Raw genomic sequence first — 17194 nt, 5'->3', positions numbered from 1 at the left:
ACCTAGTGGACAAGTGCGTGTCCGGTGTGTGTCAGGCACTGCGAAACCTGCTGCGAACCGGGCAGATAAGGCAGGGTGGGGGAAAGGCAGTGGCGGCGAAGGCAGGAACGTCATGGACCTGGATCGGCACCCCCTCACCTACCTACGCCGTCAGCGGGGCTGGTCCCTGGCGGATCTGGCCCGCAAGCTCCGGGCGCAGGCCCGGGCGGCGGGACTGCGCAGCGGCATCGACCGCAACCGGGTGTGGCGATGGGAGCAGGGCATCGCCGTGCCCAACGACGACAGCCAGCGGCTTCTGGCGGACCTGCTCAACGTTCCGGCCTCAGCGGTCGAGCAATCGAAGTGGCCCGGCCGGCTCCCCGCATTCGAACATCCCGCCCCCTTCAGTCCGGCCGGAAGCCGGGTCGCACTCAGAGAGGTCCAGGTCACCCGTATGGAACGGCGGTCATTTCTGATCTTCAGCAGCGGCGCCTTGGTCCAGGCCGCCGCCGACTGGGCACGGCTGGAGCCCCGTCACCTCGACCAGGCCCTGGCAGGGCAACCGGTCGACACCGAACTGGTGGAGTGGCTGGAACAACGCGCAGCCGAACTGCGCCGCCTGCCGCCCGGCCCGCAGGTGAACTCATTGGTCGACGCACACCTGCACACCGTGATCGACCTGCTGGACGGTGGCCGCTACCCAGAGGCGACCGGACGCAGGCTGCACGCGGTGACCGCCGACCTCTCCCACTGCGCGGCCTGGATCCGCTTCGACGCCGACCGGCACGCCGCCGCGCAACGCCACTGGCAAGCCTCCGTCCACGCCGCCCACCAGGCCGGAAACCGGGACCTGGCAGCCGTCGCCCTGGCCGACCTCGCCTACCAGGCCACCTGGCTGGGCCACCCCGAAGAGGCCACCGCCATCCTGGGACACGCCCGATCCCGCACCAGCACCCCGGCCGTACGGTCCCTGATCCACATCCGCACCGCCCGCGCCCGCGCGGTCCTGCAGGACGGACCGGGAGTCGAGACCGCATTGGGCACAGCTGAAAACGAACTGGAACGCATCCGCCCCGACACCACCCCGCCAGTCGTGTCCTGGATAGGTCCTGCGGACCTGAACGCCGACGCCGGCCGTTGCCGGCTCGACCTAGGCCAGCCCCACCGCGCTGAAACCGCGATCGGCGCCGGGCTCGAAGACCTGGACCCTCGCCGTACCCGCACACAGGCCCTGTTCCTCGCCTACCGAGCCGAGAGCGCCGCACGCCGCCGAGACGCCGCGACCGCCGCACAGGACGCACGCGCAGCCCTGGACATGGCACTCGAGTCACAGGCACAACGGTGCATACAACTGGTGACCGGGCTGATCAACCAACTGAGCAACCGACCCGAGCAGCCCCTGGAAGAACTACGCGAGTACGCCCACGACCGGCTGAAGACAACGAGACTCGTCTAGAGATTCCAGACCGCCCACCGGCGGCACACCGCCCGAGCCGCTAAGGCGAGTCCTACTTCGCTGTCGGTCCTCCGATTCCGAACGTGACCCCAGCCCCCAAGTATCCGTGGGTGACGATCGTTACTGTGTGTAGTTTGCAGAAGTGAAGAGATGGAGAGGTGCTCAGCCACTGGCTCGTGACCGTGCTGGCAGATGACCTGCGCTGTTCCTAACAGGAACTGACCAGCCGGATCGGACTCGGCCGCACCAAGGTCAAAACCAGCCTCCAGCGACTGCTGGAGAGCGGGTCGGTGCGCTTTACCGGATGCCTGCGCCCCGTGGCCCTCGGTCTCTCCGGTGGCACCGTGGTACCGGTACTCCATCCTGGACCTGTATACCGCTGCCGGCGCCTCTCAACATCCAGGACGACCTGGACTCCACCGCCGACTTGGATGATGATCCGGTGGCCGCCCGTGCCCCTTCGTGCTGTGCGCACACATGGGGCCCACCATTGAGCTGCCCGACGGCGGCGGCCTGCTGTCCGTGGCCTACAACGACAACCACGTGGTCCCGCTCCTGGACACCCATACCCACGCCCGCCCTCGCTTCGGCGCACTCCTGGGAATGCTGCCGAATGAGCAGACGCACCAGGTGTCGGTTTGTTAGGACCTCTTAGAGTGGGCTCCTGTGCTTTACGGAAGATCTGCAGAGATCAGCGTGCTCGACGGCGTGATCGCGCGAGCCCGCAATGGCTGCGGCGGGGCGGTGGTGCTCCGGGGCGAGGCCGGCGTGGGCAAGACCGCCCTGCTCGACGAGGCGGCCGCGCGGGGCGAGGCGATGAGGGTCCTGCGGACCGGCGGCGTCGAATCCGAAGCCGATCTCGCGTTCGCGGCGCTGCACCGGCTGCTGCGGCCGGCGGCCGGGTTGCTCGACGCGCTGCCCGGGCCGCAGCGCGACGCCGTGCGAGCGGCCCTGGGGCACGCCTCCGACGGCGGGGGCGACCGCTTCCTGCTGGGCGCAGGCGTGCTGTCGTTGCTGGCCGAGGCCGCCGGCCCGGAAGGCCTGATCTGCGTGGTCGACGACTTCCAGTGGACCGACCGGGCCTCGGCCGATGCTCTGCTGTTCGCCGCCAGGCGGCTGGACACCGAACGGATCGCGATGCTGTTCGCCGTCCGCGGCGATGCTCCGGTCAAGGACGTGCCCTTGACGGTGGACGTGCGCGGCCTGCCCGAGGACGCCGCGGTCGAGCTGCTGGGGTCCCGGCACGGGCCGCCGACCGTTTCGGTGAGACGGGAGATCATCACACGGACCGGGGCGAACCCCCTGGCCCTGAACGAGATCGCCGCCCGGTTGACGCCCGGACAGCTCGCCGGCCGTGAACCGCTGCCCGACCCGCTGCCCGGTGGCACCCGGCTTTTCGGTGACCGGGTGGCCGGGTTGTCGGCTCCCGCCCGGCTGGTCGCCCTGCTCGCCGCTGTCGAGACCGACCTCGAGGTGGTCCTGCGCGCGGCGAAGAGGCTGGCGCCGGGGTCGGGATCGGCGGCTTTCGCCGAGCTGGAGGAGAGCGGGCTGGCCGAGGTGTCGGGCACCGGCATGCGCTTTCGTCACCCGCTCATGCGATCCGCGATCCACGAGGCGGCCACCCCCGCCGAAGTCCGCCACGCGCACGCCGTCCTGGCGGAGCTGACCGCGGGCGACCGCAGGGCCTGGCACCTGGCCGGAGCCTCCCTGGGCCAGGCCGAGCCGGTCGCCGTCGCGCTGGCCGAGGCCGCAGGGCGGGCCCGTGACCGCGGCGGGTACGGCGCCGCCGCCACCGCACTGGCCAGGGCCGCCGAGCTGACCCCCGACCCGCGCGCCCGCGCCGTCCGGCTGAAGGACGCCGCCGTGGCGGCCTGGCTCGCCGGCCTGCCGGGACAGGCCGAATCGATGCTGGCCGAAGCACGCGAAGGGGCCGGCGGCGACATCACGCTCACGATGGAGATCGCCCGGCTCCGGGGCCGGTTCGAGCTGAACTCGGGCAACGCTGCCGAGGCCGTGCGGATCCTTGCGGCGGGCGACAGCCTGGAGATGTTGGCCGACGCCGTGGAGGCCGCCTCGTACGTCGGTGACACGGCGGCCCTCGTCGAGCTCGGTCGACGGGCGGCGGCGCACCCCGAGGGGTTCCTGCGGGACACGGTGGCCGGGATCGGGTCGACTCTGAACGGGGACGCCACCGGGCCGGCCTTGCTGCGGCGGGCACTGGCGCGGGCGGACGGGCTGGAGGACGCGGTGGGCTACCTGTGGGCGACGGCTGCGGCCAGCGCTCTGGGCGAGTCGGATGTGGCGGGCGAGATGGCCGAGCGGGCCGGGCGAGTGGCCAGGGTGTCGGGTACGGCCGGGCAGCTGCCCGTCGTGCTGGAGTTCGTGGCGACCGCCGAGCGCCTCGCCGGGCGGCTCGCGCGCAGCCAGGCCGTCTCCGAGGAGGGCCTGGCGCTGGCGCGGGAGGCCGGGTACGAGAACGCCGTGGCCGCGCACCTGGCCAATCTGGCGGTGCTGGCGGCTCTGCGCGGCCAGGAGGAGCCCTGTGCACGGCAGGCTCGTGAGGCGCTGGCCATCGCCCTGCCGCACCGGGTCGGGCTGCACGCGGGGGTGGCCGCGTACGCGCTGGCGATGCTCGAGTTGTGCCTGGGCCGCTACGCGTCGGCGCATGACCGTTTCCGCGCGATCGCGGCGGCGGGGCCGGGTGCGGGACATCCGACCGTGGTCTGGCGGACCATGCCGGATCAGGTGGAGGCCGCGGTGGCAGCGGGCGACGAGGCCGGCGCCCGGGCGACGCTCGCGGCCTACGAGCGATCGACCGAGCATGCCGCGACGTCCGAGTCGCGTGCGCTGCTGGCCCGCTGCCGCGGCCTGGCCGAATCGGATGAGGAGGCCTTCGATGAGGCGCTGAGGCTGCACACCAACCCCTTCGAGGCGGCCAGGACCGCCCTGCTGCTGGGTGAGCGTCTGCGCCGTACGCAGCGGTCAGGTCGAGCACGAGCGCATCTGCGGATGGCGCGGGAGGTCTTCGAGCAGGCCGGTGCCCGGCCGTGGGCGCGGCGTGCGCAGGACGAGCTGCGGGCGGCGGGCGAGAACGGCGGCGCCCCGCCCCCCAGCGTGCTCGACGCGCTGACCCCGCAGGAACTGCGCATCGCCGACCTGGTCGCCGACGGAGCGTCGAGCAAGGAGATCGCCGCCCGGCTCTTCCTGAGCCCGCGTACGGTCGAGTACCACCTGTACAAGATCTATCCGAAGCTGGGCATCGGCTCCCGTACGGATCTGGCACGGCTAGTAGTTCTACGGAAGGCACCCGTAGAAGGAAACGACATGCTCTGAGGCATGCGAAACGTCACCATCTGGAGTGAAGAGTTCGGCGCCGAGACCGACGCGCCGATCCTGTTGATCATGGGTTCGATGTCGCAGGGCATCCTGTGGCCGGACGAGCTCGTCGGCCGGCTGGCCGCCGGAGGCCGCCGGGTGATCCGGTACGACCACCGTGACACCGGCATGTCCGGCACCGTCGACTTCGCGACCGATCCGTACACCTGGGACGACATCAAGAACGACGTCTACCGCGTACTGGCGGAGCACGGCCTGGACAGCGCCCACCTGGTGGGCCACTCGGCGGGCGGACTGCTCGGCCAGCTCATCGCCGTGGAGGCGCCGGAGCGGGTGCGGTCCCTGACCGTCATCGCCTCCTCGCCGCTCGGCGGCGGCGAGGGCCAGGTGCTCCTGCGGGCCCTGATGGGCCAGCCGCAGCCCGAGGGCGGCCTGCCGGAGCCGAAGCCGGAGTTCGTGGAGTTCTTCCGCGCGCTGATGGCGGCCCCGCCCGCTCGCGACCACCGGGCGCTGATCGACAGCATGATCGCCGAGCAGCGCGTGCTGCACGGCACCGGGCTGCCTTTCGACGAGGACGCGGCGCGCCGGCTGCAGGAGCGCATCCACGGCCGGGCCCGCGACCTGTCGGCGGCGGCCAACCACCGGCTGGCCGCCGGGGCCGACCCCGACTTCGAACCGGTGGACGCGCTGCACCGGGTACAGGCGCCCACACTGGTCATCGAGGGCAGCCACGAGCCGGTCAAACCGGGTCACGGCGCGATCATCGCCGAGCGGATCCCGGGAGCACGGCTGATGACCGTCGCGGGCATGGGGCACACGCTGCCGCCGGAGACCCACCGGGAACTGGCCGACGCGATCCTCACGCACACGGCCGGGTGAGGAAGTCCGTTGCAGACTCCTGGCGTTCCCGCCATCGAAGTGGCGGACCTGACCCAGCGCTTCGGCACCGTGCTCGCCGTCGACCGGCTCAGCCTGAGCATCGAGCCGGGAATGTGCTACGGCATCGTGGGCCCCAACGGCGCCGGTAAGACCACCGTCCTGACGGCCATGTGCGGACTGCGCCACCCGACCGCCGGCACGGTCAGGATCGCCGGTCACGATCTGCGCACCGCACGGGAGACCGCGCTCGCACGGCTCGGCGTCATGATGGACGGACTGTCCCTGCCCGAACGGCTGACCGCCACCGAGGTCCTGCGCTACAGCGCGGGCCTGCGCGGCCTGGACGGCGGCTGGCGGAAGAGGGCGGGCGACCTGCTGGAGGTCCTCGGACTCGACGCCGTTCCACGCACGCTGATCGTGGAGTACTCCACGGGCATGCGCAAGAAGATCACCCTTGCGCTGGCGCTGCTGCACCGGCCCCCGATACTCGTCCTGGACGAGCCGTTCGAGGCGATCGACCCGGTCTCCGCCCACTCCATCGAGCAGGTGCTCGAGCAGTACGTCGACGCCGGCGGCACCGTGGTCCTGTCGAGCCACATCATGGACTTCGTCGAGCGCAACTGCCGCCGGGTCGCCGTGGTGGTCGACGGCCGGGTGCTGGTCGAGGGCCCGGTGGAGCAGGTGGCCGAAGGCTCGACGCTGAACGAGCGGTTCGTCGAACTGGTGGGCGCCGATCCCGTGCGGCCACTGGAGTGGCTGGCATGACCCGCGCCCTGTTCGCGCTCAAGCTGCGCCTGTTGCACAACGGACCACACGACGAGCGTGCGTTCAGCCTGGTCACCGGACTGATCCTGGCCGCCCTGGTGATCTGGGGCGCCTCCCCGGCCGCTCACGGCGTGATCCACGAGGACTGGATCGCCGTGGCGCTCACGGTGTGGGGCGGCATGTGGCTGTTCGGGCCGCTGACCCGGCCCCGCCATGATCCGTCGGTCATCTCCCGCGAGTGGCTGCGCGGATATCCGCTGCCGTCGTGGCGGCTGGCGCGGGCTCTGTCGTGGACCGAACTTCTGGGCGTCGGCCCGCTCATCACGCTGGCGTGCCTGTCATCGCTGGCGGTGCTCGCCGCACCGGGCGGCACAGCGGCGGTGGCGGCCGCCGTGGCCGCGATGGCGGCCCAGCTGTATCTGCTCATCTGGGCGGGCAAGACGGTGGCGGCACTGGCGGCCTGGCTGCTGCAGACCCGGGTCGGGATGACGCTGGCCGCCGTGCAGACCGCGATCATGCTCGCGCTGTCGTTCGCCGGATGGGTACCGGTCGCGGCCTGGCTGCTGCCCCGCCTCGGCGAGGGAGACCTGGCCCTGGTCACCTCCACGGCCGGGCGGCTGCCCGAACCGGTGAGCGACGTGCTCGCCGCGTCGCCCACCGGCTGGGGATACGGCGCGGCGCTCGCCGCCCGTGACGGCGCCGGGGCGGAACCGGTCCTGCTGCCGCTGGCGGCGCTGCTGGCTTCGGGCGCCCTGCTGCATCTGTGCTGGATCGCGCTGACGGTGCGCGCCCTGCGCCGGCCGCCCCGCCGGGCGAGTCCGCGGCGGCCCGCGGTACCGGGACGCGGGCTGTCCTTGCCGTTCACGACGCCGCAGGTGGCCGCGGTCGTCTCGCGGGAGCTGGCCACCTGGCTGCGCGACCCGGCCCGCGGCGTCGAGCTGCGCACTGCCTGGCTGACACCGCTGCTGATGGCGCTCATCATCGCCGTCACCGACTGGAGCTGGGCGCTGCCCCTGGTAGGCCCCGCGGCAGCCGCGTTCGGCGCGATGGCCGCGGTCAACACCTACGCCCTGGACGGCACGGCCCTGTGGCAGCTCCTCATCACACCGGGCGCGCTCAAGAACGACGTGCGCGGGCGGATGACGGCGTGGGCGCTGCTGTTCGGCCTGCCGTCCATCGCGCTGGCGGTCGTGCTGTGGGCCGCGACCGGCTCCCCCTTGGGAGGCGCCGCGGTCGGCGGCGCCATCGCGGCGGCCGCGGCGGGCTGCGCCGGGGCACCGCTGCTCGCGCTCGTGATGCCGGCCGTGGGCACCGACGCCCGCGATCGCTTCCACCCGGGGCAGCAAGCGGGCGATCCGACGGGCGGACAGATGACGATCTTCCCGGGGGTCCTGCTGGCCGCGATCCTGCCCGGCGTCATCGGCGGTCCGTGGTGGGGGACCTTCCTCATCGCCGTCCTGCTGGCCTCCGTCATCCTGAGCGGGCTCCCCGCGCTCACCGTACGCCTCCTCCAGCAGCGCGCCACCGGCCTGCTCGAGGCGATGGCCACCCGCGACACCGCGGCCCTGCGCCCGGTCAACAGGCCTCGCGCGGCGCGGTCATCGCGCCGCTGAACCATGGCACACCGAGGCGGCCGGGGCTCTGCCGAGCCTGACAGCCGCCTTCCCCGTAAGGCGCGGACGGCGGCGCCGTGATGCGGAAGCAGGATGGTTCGCCGGGCACATGAAGCCGGCCTGGACGTCGCTCGGGGAGATCCCGGTCTGGGAACTGCCGCTGCCCGCGCGGGCCCAGGACGCCCTTGAGCGGGCAGAGCCGGGTCACGTCCGCGGCCGAAGAGTACGGCGTCGCAGGCCTCATGCGTCAGGCGCCGCTCCTCACCCCGCAGGCCGCGTCGGCGGTCGAGGCGGTCTTCGGGTTCCTCGCCGCGAGGGCCGGATGCCCCGGGGCAGTCTATGCGGCTGGCCTGGCCCGGTCAGGCAGGTTCGAGGAGGGCACGTGCGGCGGCGATCGCAGGGGCGGCGAGGCAGCCGAGGGGCGTAGGCGGCGGCTAGGTTGCTTGGAATGAAGATCGTTGACGAGCGTGTCGCTTACGCTGTCGCCGGCCCGGAACCGCGGTCGTTCACCGCGGGGGGCGCGACGGTGCTGACCGGCTCCGAGGGCTTGATGATCATTGCGGGGATCGGCGACGATCTGTCGGCCAGCGGGGTGCGCGGCCATCGAAGGTTCGAACTGAAGGGAGCGGTACCCGCCGGGTTCGACCAAGTGCTTGAGGACAAGTTGCACGGTTTCCGTCATCACCTGTTCGCGCGAACGCCCGACGGGCTACTGAGCCTCGGTTCGGGCCAGTGCAGGCACTCCAGTTGGACCGGTGACCCGAGCGTCTTTCGTTCAGCGGACATCACGCTCGACGAGCCGCTGTCCTGGGAGATGCTCGACCTCGTCCATCCCCCGGCGCCACCGACCGCTTTGCCGGGAATCGCGTGGCTGGATCATGTGGCCGGTGACCGGCCCCGGGCGCTGCGCGAATTCGTCGACGGCTGGTACCGGCGGACACCGAACACCTCAATGCCACTGGAGGCGGTAGGACCACGGACACCTGTGCCGCGAGCGCTACAGGAGTTCTATGCGCTGGCTCGCGGCCGCGCCTCCGTGATGGGGCGGCAGAACTCCCTGCGGCCTCCCGCCGAACTCGAGGTCGACGCCGCGGGCCGGATCCACTTCGGCGATGAGAACCAGGGATGCTTCGTCTGGGCGCTGGCCCCCGGCCAGGACACCGGTCCTCGAGTACTGATCTCCGAGGACCGCGAAGTGTGGTGCGAGGAAAGCGAACCGTTCCTCAACACTGTCCAGGAGTGACCCCCCGACCGGTGCGCCTGTCCCGAACGGTCCTGAACAGACTGGTCCCCCTGCTTTCACTCATCCGACGGCCGCACGGATCGCATCCGTGCAGCCGTTCGGATGGGGCGGGTTCCCTCACACTCCGGACCGTGGTGCCGGGCCTGGACGGTCCGATGCCCCGCGCCATCACTCCGGTGGTGCGGGGGCGGTGCCGTCCGACGCCAGGCACCCAGGCCCAGGGCGCGCCTGCCGATCACGATACTCGCCGCCTCGTGCCGACTGGTCTTACGTGTAGACGTGCTGGTGGGCTGCTGCCAGTGCTGTGCGCCCCACCGGCTGGTATAGGCCGGATCCACCGCCACCAGCGCGATACCGCACTCGGCGGCCATCGACACCAGACGGGCCTTCAGGCGACTGGTGGGGATCCCGGAGATGACCCGGCGGAAGCGCCGGTTGCCCCCATGCTTCTCTCGGGTTTTGGAGTCGGTGAAGTCCAGATCCTCCACCGCTATCGCTTTGGCGCCGGTGCGGTGGGTGTAGTGCAGCAGCCGGGTCAGAGCATGCCGGAGTTGCGCGTCACGGTGTGCGGCGGTGCCGGTGAGGTCGTAGGGAAAGCGGACTGGTCGGCCTACGGGGTTGCCGTGGATGTCGAGGCGCCAGGCGGCGAGGTGGTCGGCGTTGGTGTCCACCGCCACCACCCCGCTTGCACAGGCGGCCTCCAGCGACAGTACGTGTACGGGTGGGCGCTGCCAGGAGGCGTCCACATACCAGCGGCCCCGCCCGGGGGCGAGGTGCAGGCGGTAGGCCGTCGCCCGGTTCGCCTCCACCCGATCCGCCCACTCTGAGCCGCGGTGGGCGAAGCTCACCTTCGCGGCCAGCAGATACCGGCCATGCGGGGCGTTGGCCAGACCGGTCAGGGGTGTGGGGAGTTTGATGCTGATCTGTCCGTCGGGGGTGATGCGGATGGTCTCGTTGCCGTACCGCTTACCCGACTCCCCATCGGCGGTCAGGAACCAGCGGACCGCCTCCCACCGCTGGCGCCACTCCTGCTCGCTCAAACCCGCTTCACTCAGATGATGACGGGCATGGGCGAGAGCGCGACCGCCGCGCACCACCCGCACCCTGCCCGCACCGAAGTCAGCGGCGACCCTCCCACGGCGCTCCTTCAACACCGCCAAGCGGCGGGACTTGGCGAACCACTCGGCCCGCGAGCGATACCCGCCCGGGGCACCTCGGCCGCCCTTGGCACCCACCGGCAGGGACAGGCGATACCCGATCGCCTCGACGGCCGCATCCAGGCTCTTGAGGTGCGCGGCCTGACAGCGCCGGGACAGGGCCCACTGGTCATGGGTCGCCTTGGTGATCGACCCCGCCCACCGCGACGACGACTCACCCGTCAACTCCCGTTTGCGCTCGGCCCACCGCCGCGAGGAGTGGGCCAGGCCATCAGCACACCGGACGGCCAGATCCGAGGCCGCCAGCGACCCCAGATGCGCACCCACCCCGCACAGCACTTCCTCGTCTTGGGAGGTGAGGCCTTTGAGACGGGTACGGACCGACACACCCTGGCTCGGGGCGGCCACGAACGGCTCAGCGAGCGTGCGCAGCGGCCTGCCCGCCCCGGTCCTGGCCGACTGTTGCGGAGACCGGACGGCGGCGGTGACCCTCGACACACCGACCCCCTCTCCACCCACCTGCTTGCGGTCACCGGGTGTGACCGGACCACAACCTACTCCCAGGTCGGTGGACACAGGAGGGAAACCCGATGATCCCTCTTCCCTTCGCATGTCCACGCGGACCGACGACCGGCAGCCGACCGTCAAGAGAGCGGACACATCACACACTGCGGGGCTCACGGGCAAGACCACGAGTGACCAGAGACGCCTTATCGACACTCAAGAACACTCAACCGGCAACAGCTCCGAACCCCTCAGCGGGTTCCTGCTCCAATTCGCCCTCTCTGAGGCCTTCGCTGACGCTCCCTACCGGGCGTGGCCCAAGGTCATCCCGTCTCGCCGGCAGGCCCTGCAGATGATCGACGGCTGGCAGCACGTCCCGCTCTCCCCGTTCCTGCGATCGCACTGCCCCGCGATGTTCGCGGTCGCCCCCGGCCTGGTCGCTCAGCTCGACCTCGGCGAACCCGGTGACGACGAATGCACGGTCTCGGTCGTGGCGACCGACCGCAGTGTCCTGCGCCCGCTCCGGGCGCTCGACCTCGACTGGAGCGAATACGACGGCTGAGACAGCCGTCGTTCGCACACAGAAGCGAACATCGACACCAATACGTGGCCTGGCCGGGGAAATCCCTGCCCTGGCGCGATCTGACAGGACATCACCCATCGGACCTCCTCGCGTCGAACCCACGTAGCCGCGCCGCTTCTGACCAGGGCGGCGTCAACCTCGACTGGGGTGGGGTGGCCCAGGATGCGGCGTGGCCGGTTGTTCAGCTCGGCGGCGATCCGGTCGAAGTCGGTCTGACCGTGTTGTCGCAGGTCGGAGTTCTTGGGCAGGTACTGGCGCGGGAGGCGGTCGGTGTTCTTGTGGGTGCCGCGCTCCCACGGCCTGCGGCGGTGGCAGAAGGAGACCGGCATGCCGATCTCCACGGTCAGGGCCCGGTGCTCGGCCATCTCCCGCCCGCGGTCCCACGTCAGCGATTTGCGGAGCGCGGCGGGGATGGCCTGGAGGCGGCGTGCCCGCCGATGAGCCTCCTCATCGGCAGTGGCCACCCGATATGCGGCCCGGCCGCCGTTACGGGCGATCTCACGCGAGATCGTCGATGGCAATCGACCCAGCCCCACCGCCAACGCTCGAGCCGACTTCCCGGCCTCCGGCCCGCGGGAGATCTCCCCCGCTCGGCCAGCGACAGATGTTCCGCACAGCGAGTCGAAGGCATTCGCCGGATCCCGCCGGTCTGGGCGAAGCACCGCCGCACATGCCCTCCACCACCACAAGATCAACATGTGGTGCTGCATCGACCCCTTGGGACCGCCAGGACTTCTGAGAAAGCGCGTCAGGGTCACGTTGTCGGTACTCCATGGCAGCATCTGCCGCTATGACTGCTTCGGCCGCTCACTACGACTGGTTCCAGGACCACGCACTGCGCGAGGGCTACTTCCTGGCCTTGATCGAGAACGTTACTCCTGCGGAGATGCTCGAACGGCTTGGCGCCGAACCCGGGGAGACGCACGTCGGCTTCTCGGCCCTCACAGATGCTCACGACTAGATCGAGGACGAGACCCTGTACGGCGATGCGGATTTCGCGGGTCTCACCGAGGTCGCTGGGCGGAACGGCCCGTGGACGCTGATGGTGGGGATCAACGGCACGGCCGGAGTCGATGACCGGTTGATGAGCACGGCCTCTGTTGGGACGCAGATCGTCGCGCACTACACCGACATCAATGCCTTGACCTACTTCCACTGGTGGAAGGACGGAGAGCAGCGGACCATGTTCGAGTACCCGGCCACCCGCTCCGGGACCACACCCGACGCCCTGGTCGAAGCCATGCATCGAGTCGGGATCGACACCGTCAACGGCACCTTCAGCGTCACCGCCAACCTGGCCCTGGCCGAAGAGGTCACCGGCATCCGCATCACCGAAGACCTCCTCGACAACGCCGTCTACACCTCCAGCCTCATCGAGCTGCCCTCTGAGGACTGGAACAGCGTCGTCATCGACATCACCGACGCCCACGGTGAACGCACTCACAGGGAACTGACCCGCGAACAGGCCGAGCACGCCTGGAACCAGGCCCGCGCCAAAGACAACCAGCCCATTCCGCTCGACGCGATCGCGCGCGACGAACCAGGCGCATCGTGAACGCGGTCCCCGGTGGCCTGGGCTGGATGTACGGCAGAGATCTGCCGCTGCTCAGCCTCACGTTCGCCCGCGGTCTGACTCCGAACCAGTTGCTGGATCGCATGGGCGCCGACCCGGACACGGTCGCGGTACGCGACCGCCGAACCTTCGACAGGGACTTCGAGGACCTGCTGCTCGATGAAGACGGCTACGTCGTCCAGGCCGGACGGCATGGAGCGTGGTCATGGGCTTGGGAGGAAGGAAGCCGACGGTGCGTCGAGGACCGCGACCTGATCCTGCGCGTCTCGGCCGGTACCGAGGCCCTCGTACTCCACAAGAACGAAAAAACAATGGTCGATTTCCGGTACGCCCGTGACGGGCGCCTGGTCACCGGCATCAACACCCTGTGCGGCATCACCGCGGACGGACGATCAGGCAGCTCACCCGACCATTTCGTGGCCCGCATGCGAGAACTCGGCGCTGATCCGGACAACGCTCCCGGCCCTGGGATCGACGAATACGGGCCCCTGGGATGCTCCGGCTTGTTCTACCGCCTCGCCGAGGATCTAGGCGTCGTACTTCCTCATGAAGATCTCGTCACGCATCCCAGCCTCAACGGCCGGCTGCGGGGATGACCGATCCAGACAAGAAGGAAACCACCGATGACGGCTCCCTCACAGCGGCCGTTCCAGTGCCGGAGGTCATGAAGTTGCCTGAGCCGAGGCCAGACCATCACCGGCACTGCCGTAGCCGGCACCCCGTGCACGCCCCGGCCGACCTTCCCGCACCACCCCGGCTCCGGATCCCGACCAGCCGATCCTCGATGCGCTCGCTGAGGCTGGCGGCCCCCTCAGGCGTGAGGACCTGCTGGGAGTAGCGGGCGAAAGCCGCGCCACCGTCTACCGGCGCATGGCCGCTCTCGTGCAAGCCCAGCGGGTCGTGCAGGTCCCCGGCCACAGGTGGGCTCTGCCATCTACTGCCGCCTCCTGAAGAGTCCGACCTCGGGAACGGCCTCGTGCTGTCGCCATCCGGCCATCTCGTAGGCGTCTTCGCTCCTTGACCGTCCTCGAGACGCTGCTCACCCTGAGGTTCCCAGACAGCCGCACTCTGCCTAGCCTGTGCTCTCCCCGCTCACCCGACAGGAGCGGACAGAGCCGCCTCTACGGCATGGGGCAGCCGTACACCCGGGCATGCTTCGACGTGCCCTGAAGGGAACGAGGAACCATGTCCCGCATCTCTCGCGCCGCGTTCGCCGCAGCCGCAGCAGTCACCGCGGTCGCTGTCGCCGCATCTCCAGCCGCAGCCTGGGTCGGCGGCCCCGTCTCAGCCGTCGCAGACGCCCCCATAGAGATCCAGATGGGGACGTACCCCCTCGTCACCTGCCCCTTTTCCTCCCTCAACGGCACCATCACCGCCTCCGGCGGGCTGAACCTCACCACAGCGACCTTCAACGCCTGCACGTTCTCTGGCCCGCCTCCCGTCACCGTTACCGCCTACTACCTGCCCTGGAGCGGGTCACTCAGCGGCGGGTCCGCAACTCTCAACGTTCCCAGGCTGGCCCTCCTCATCGATGTCGGCAAACCCGTCCTGTGCATCTACTACGGCAGCCTCGCCGGCACTTACACCGGCACCGCTTCTCCGTTGACGGTCTCCTTCTCCGGCACCCTCAACAAAACTGCTACCAGCCCTTTCCTCTGCTCGAGCACCGTCACGTTCTCCTCCAGGTACGTCTTCGCCGGCGCCGGCCTCTGACGATCAGGCTCTGAATGCGAGGGGTGATGCCCCGCTTCCGTAGCCATCTGCGCAGGTCGGCAGCCTCGTAGGCCTTGTCGGCCCGGACCTTGTCCGGACGGCGTCTGCGCGGTCCGCGGCGGGAGCGGACGGGTGGGATGGCCTCGATGAGCGGTTTGAATCCCTGGATGTCGTGGACGTCCTCGCCGGTGACGAGCACGGCCAGCGGCAGGTCTTCGCCGTCGTAGACGAAGTGGAGCTTGCTGCCCTTCTCGCCCCGGTCGACCGGATTCGGCCCGGCATCCTGCGCCGCATTTACACCGAGGTCGGCGACGGCGGGTTCGGGCCGGACACTTGCGGACTTCCCTGCCTGCGCTATGGCAACCGCGATCCAAGTGGTGTGGTGCAGCCTTCTGCGGTGCAGCTTCACCGGCGCGACCGCAAAGCCGGTTTGCCCGCATCCTGGTTCGAGCTGTCACCTGGCGGCTGCTCGTTGTACTGGTACAGAGCCGGAGAACCCCGTCCACCTCTTCGACGCCGACCGCTGGGACCCGGGCCAAGGACAATGTCCCGAAGCCGACATCGTCCGCGCCGCTCCCTCGCTGCGACAGTGGCTGTGGACCTGGGCCGACGGCGGCGATGTCCGGACCCCATCCTCGCCTGCTGAACTTGTGCCCGCCTCACAACCAGATCAGACCCACCTGTGCGGACGACTTCGAGAATCAGCGCAGAGGGCTACGGAATCGACAGGGACTGGGTGCGGCGAGGTGTTCAACAAACGAACGATTTGCAACACGCGACAGGGCCTTCTCGCTGGGGCGCGTGCCGCCGCCACCCCCACCGACAACTACTCTCAGCAATGAGTTGTCATGGAGAGTAATCGCCGGTGGTCGGCTCGACCGCCGCCGAACGAGAAGGAGACGGTTCATGGCCGAGAAGCTGACAGCGACCCTGCGCACCAGCCGCGGGGAGATCGAGGTGGAGCTGTTCCCGGACAAGGCGCCCAAGACGGTGGAGAACTTCGTCGCCCTGGCCGAGGGCACCAAGCAGTGGACCGACCCGAACACCGGGCAGTCGAGCAACCAGCCGCTGTATGACGGCACCATCTTCCACCGGACCATCAAGGGGTTCATGATCCAGGGAGGGGACCCGCTGGGCAACGGCACCGGCGGTCCTGGCTACAAGTTCGCCGACGAGATCCACCCCGACCTCGCCTTCAACCGCCCCTACCTGCTGGCCATGGCCAACGCCGGGCCAGGCACCAACGGCTCCCAGTTCTTCATCACCGCCGGTCCCACCCCGTGGCTGAACGGCAAGCACACCATCTTCGGCGAGGTCACCGCCGGCACCGACACCGTCGATGCGATCGCCAACAGCGAAACCGGCCGCAACGACCGGCCCGTCGAGGACGTCGCCCTCGAATCGGTCACCATCAACCGGGCCTGACCACCACGACGGGCCCGGCCAGACGTCTCGGCACGGCCACCATGCCGTCCGCGTCTCCCGGGCCCGTCAGTCGGCTGGCCCTTGCGCTTCGACAGGAGGTCAGACCTCTGGCGCTCAACGAAGGTGTTGAGAATCGATCGTTTCTTGGCAGTCGTGCTCAGTCGGGCAGCCCGGCGAGGCGTCTGCACACGGTGCGGGTGAAGGAGATGTTCCACAAGGGGACGAGTAGGAAGAACGCGGCGCGGCGTCGGTATCCGACGGAGGGCAGGACCACGGCGAGGACTGTGAACGGCAGCAGGCCGAGTATGGCGCGGAGTGCGCCTACCCAGGGACCGTGGAGAGCCGGCCCGGAGCCCCACCAGGCGGTGATGGTCGCGTTGGCCAGGATGGGCGCCCACAGCAGCAGCCCGTACAGGGCAGCCCGCGCCTTACCGGCCGAAGGGCTCCGCGCAGGAACGGGGACCGGCGCGATGGCGCCGAGCGGAGCGTTCATGGCGGTCTCCCGAGGGGTCGCGAACAGACGTTGCCGACCAGACTTCCCGGCACACCGGACGCAATGGTACAAAGCGCCATAAGAGTGATGCTCTTCGAGGTGCCCTGCCCTAGCTGATCGATTCACAACACTGGCGAGGGGCACCGCAAGGGCTTCCCCTCACGGCTCCTCGGGCTCGACCAGGACGAAGCCGGCTCCCTGACAGACCGCGCAACCTCGGCCGCTGCCGATGGAGGCCCCCAAGCAGGTCGGGCAGAGCCCGTCATGCCACTGAGTTCCGTCCATCGACTGATGCGGCCGCGGGTAGTGCGTGTCGGCGAGGAAACACTCAGCCTGCGTCAGCGCGTTGCGCCGCCCTCACAGGTCCTTCCCCTGGCCAGAACTCCACATCATTTCGCTTCTTCGGGCGAGGCGTTGGAGTTGCCCTTCGTGCACGTCGCTCACCCATTCCCAGCCGGGCTTGGCCGAGGGGCCG

Annotated in this window: 14 protein-coding genes and 3 pseudogenes; 13 read left to right on the top strand and 4 right to left on the bottom strand. The window is 69.9% G+C overall.

Translation table 11 applies throughout. The annotated features are described in order from the left end of the window. Window positions 1–112: 112 nt before the first annotated feature. The 7 genes from ABD140_RS36540 to ABD140_RS36510 all read left to right on the top strand — a co-directional run bounded on the left by ABD140_RS36540 (window position 113) and on the right by ABD140_RS36510 (window position 9271). Window positions 113–1435, top strand: a complete 1323-nt coding sequence (locus tag ABD140_RS36540; RefSeq protein ID WP_344246985.1) for a helix-turn-helix domain-containing protein — start codon at window positions 113–115, stop codon at window positions 1433–1435. Window positions 1436–1912: 477 nt separating this feature from the next. Next, a complete protein-coding gene (locus ABD140_RS36535; protein ID WP_344246983.1) occupies window positions 1913–2080 on the top strand; it encodes a hypothetical protein in 168 nt (55 codons plus the stop codon). Between the two features lie 21 nt (window positions 2081–2101). Next, complete coding sequence (locus ABD140_RS36530; protein ID WP_344246981.1) at window positions 2102–4768, top strand: helix-turn-helix transcriptional regulator; 2667 nt, start codon at window positions 2102–2104, stop codon at window positions 4766–4768. A gap of 3 nt (window positions 4769–4771) precedes the next feature. Continuing rightward, window positions 4772–5650, top strand: a complete 879-nt coding sequence (locus ABD140_RS36525) for an alpha/beta fold hydrolase (RefSeq protein WP_344246979.1) — start codon at window positions 4772–4774, stop codon at window positions 5648–5650. A gap of 9 nt (window positions 5651–5659) precedes the next feature. Continuing rightward, window positions 5660–6415 (top strand): ABC transporter ATP-binding protein, encoded by a 756-nt coding sequence (locus tag ABD140_RS36520; RefSeq protein ID WP_344246977.1) that lies wholly within the window; start codon window positions 5660–5662, stop codon window positions 6413–6415. Then, a complete protein-coding gene (locus ABD140_RS36515; protein ID WP_344246975.1) occupies window positions 6412–8028 on the top strand; it encodes a hypothetical protein in 1617 nt (538 codons plus the stop codon). The genes ABD140_RS36520 and ABD140_RS36515 overlap by 4 nt, the downstream gene beginning before the upstream one ends. 448 nt (window positions 8029–8476) lie before the next feature. Beyond that, the gene (locus ABD140_RS36510) at window positions 8477–9271 is read left to right on the top strand and encodes a hypothetical protein (protein ID WP_344246973.1); all 795 of its coding nucleotides are present in this window, start codon (window positions 8477–8479) and stop codon (window positions 9269–9271) included. 56 nt (window positions 9272–9327) lie between these two features. Here ABD140_RS36510 and ABD140_RS36505 read toward each other — a convergent pair whose 3' ends face one another. Then, the gene (locus ABD140_RS36505) at window positions 9328–10926 is read right to left on the bottom strand and encodes an IS200/IS605 family accessory protein TnpB-related protein (protein WP_344246971.1); all 1599 of its coding nucleotides are present in this window, start codon (window positions 10924–10926) and stop codon (window positions 9328–9330) included. 358 nt (window positions 10927–11284) lie between these two features. On the opposite strand from ABD140_RS36505, the gene ABD140_RS36500 reads away from it, so the two are divergent. Next, window positions 11285–11494: a hypothetical protein gene (locus tag ABD140_RS36500; RefSeq protein WP_344246969.1), complete on the top strand. Its 210-nt coding sequence runs from the start codon at window positions 11285–11287 to the stop codon at window positions 11492–11494. Window positions 11495–11739: 245 nt separating this feature from the next. Here ABD140_RS36500 and ABD140_RS40255 read toward each other — a convergent pair. Then, window positions 11740–12213 (bottom strand): annotated as a pseudogene (locus ABD140_RS40255) (helix-turn-helix domain-containing protein); the annotation flags it as partial. Window positions 12214–12287: 74 nt separating this feature from the next. On the opposite strand from ABD140_RS40255, the pseudogene ABD140_RS36495 reads away from it, so the two are divergent. The 4 genes and pseudogenes from ABD140_RS36495 to ABD140_RS36485 all read left to right on the top strand — a co-directional run bounded on the left by ABD140_RS36495 (window position 12288) and on the right by ABD140_RS36485 (window position 14801). Next, a pseudogene (locus tag ABD140_RS36495) lies at window positions 12288–13070 on the top strand (DUF6461 domain-containing protein). Next, window positions 13067–13684, top strand: coding sequence for a DUF6461 domain-containing protein (locus ABD140_RS36490; RefSeq protein WP_344246967.1), 618 nt, complete (start codon window positions 13067–13069; stop codon window positions 13682–13684). The pseudogene ABD140_RS36495 and the gene ABD140_RS36490 overlap by 4 nt, the downstream one beginning before the upstream one ends. Before the next feature lie 181 nt (window positions 13685–13865). Further along, complete coding sequence (locus ABD140_RS40250) at window positions 13866–14039, top strand: helix-turn-helix domain-containing protein (RefSeq protein WP_425544192.1); 174 nt, start codon at window positions 13866–13868, stop codon at window positions 14037–14039. Window positions 14040–14273: 234 nt separating this feature from the next. Continuing rightward, window positions 14274–14801 (top strand): hypothetical protein, encoded by a 528-nt coding sequence (locus ABD140_RS36485; RefSeq protein WP_344246965.1) that lies wholly within the window; start codon window positions 14274–14276, stop codon window positions 14799–14801. Between the two features lie 13 nt (window positions 14802–14814). On the opposite strand, the pseudogene ABD140_RS36480 reads toward ABD140_RS36485, so the two are convergent. Next, window positions 14815–15078: pseudogene (locus ABD140_RS36480) on the bottom strand (transposase); the annotation flags it as partial. A gap of 629 nt (window positions 15079–15707) precedes the next feature. Between ABD140_RS36480 and ABD140_RS36475 the strand changes: the two are divergent. Next, window positions 15708–16226 carry a peptidylprolyl isomerase gene (locus ABD140_RS36475; protein ID WP_344246963.1) on the top strand — a complete coding sequence of 173 codons (519 nt, stop codon included), beginning with the start codon at window positions 15708–15710 and terminating at the stop codon, window positions 16224–16226. Between the two features lie 157 nt (window positions 16227–16383). Here ABD140_RS36475 and ABD140_RS36470 read toward each other — a convergent pair whose 3' ends face one another. After that, window positions 16384–16719, bottom strand: coding sequence for a hypothetical protein (locus tag ABD140_RS36470; protein WP_344246961.1), 336 nt, complete (start codon window positions 16717–16719; stop codon window positions 16384–16386). Window positions 16720–17194 lie beyond the last annotated feature (475 nt).

Source organism: Actinocorallia libanotica, from assembly GCF_039525175.1.
GTDB lineage: Bacteria > Actinomycetota > Actinomycetes > Streptosporangiales > Streptosporangiaceae > Actinocorallia > Actinocorallia libanotica.
The sequence above is the reverse complement of the archived record's forward strand: the minus strand, read 5'-3'. Positions and strand labels throughout refer to the sequence as shown.

What these genes read in the sequence shown, in the direction of transcription:
- ABD140_RS36540 (WP_344246985.1), top strand. Translation starts at nt 113, where the DNA reads ATGGACCTGGATCGGCACCCCCTCACCTACCTACGCCGTCAGCGGGGC.
- ABD140_RS36515 (WP_344246975.1), top strand. Translation starts at nt 6,412, where the DNA reads ATGACCCGCGCCCTGTTCGCGCTCAAGCTGCGCCTGTTGCACAACGGA.
- ABD140_RS36535 (WP_344246983.1), top strand. Translation starts at nt 1,913, where the DNA reads ATGGGGCCCACCATTGAGCTGCCCGACGGCGGCGGCCTGCTGTCCGTG.
- ABD140_RS36510 (WP_344246973.1), top strand. Translation starts at nt 8,477, where the DNA reads ATGAAGATCGTTGACGAGCGTGTCGCTTACGCTGTCGCCGGCCCGGAA.
- ABD140_RS36470 (WP_344246961.1), bottom strand. Translation starts at nt 16,719, where the DNA reads ATGAACGCTCCGCTCGGCGCCATCGCGCCGGTCCCCGTTCCTGCGCGG.
- ABD140_RS36525 (WP_344246979.1), top strand. Translation starts at nt 4,772, where the DNA reads ATGCGAAACGTCACCATCTGGAGTGAAGAGTTCGGCGCCGAGACCGAC.
- ABD140_RS36475 (WP_344246963.1), top strand. Translation starts at nt 15,708, where the DNA reads ATGGCCGAGAAGCTGACAGCGACCCTGCGCACCAGCCGCGGGGAGATC.
- ABD140_RS36485 (WP_344246965.1), top strand. Translation starts at nt 14,274, where the DNA reads ATGTCCCGCATCTCTCGCGCCGCGTTCGCCGCAGCCGCAGCAGTCACC.
- ABD140_RS36500 (WP_344246969.1), top strand. Translation starts at nt 11,285, where the DNA reads ATGATCGACGGCTGGCAGCACGTCCCGCTCTCCCCGTTCCTGCGATCG.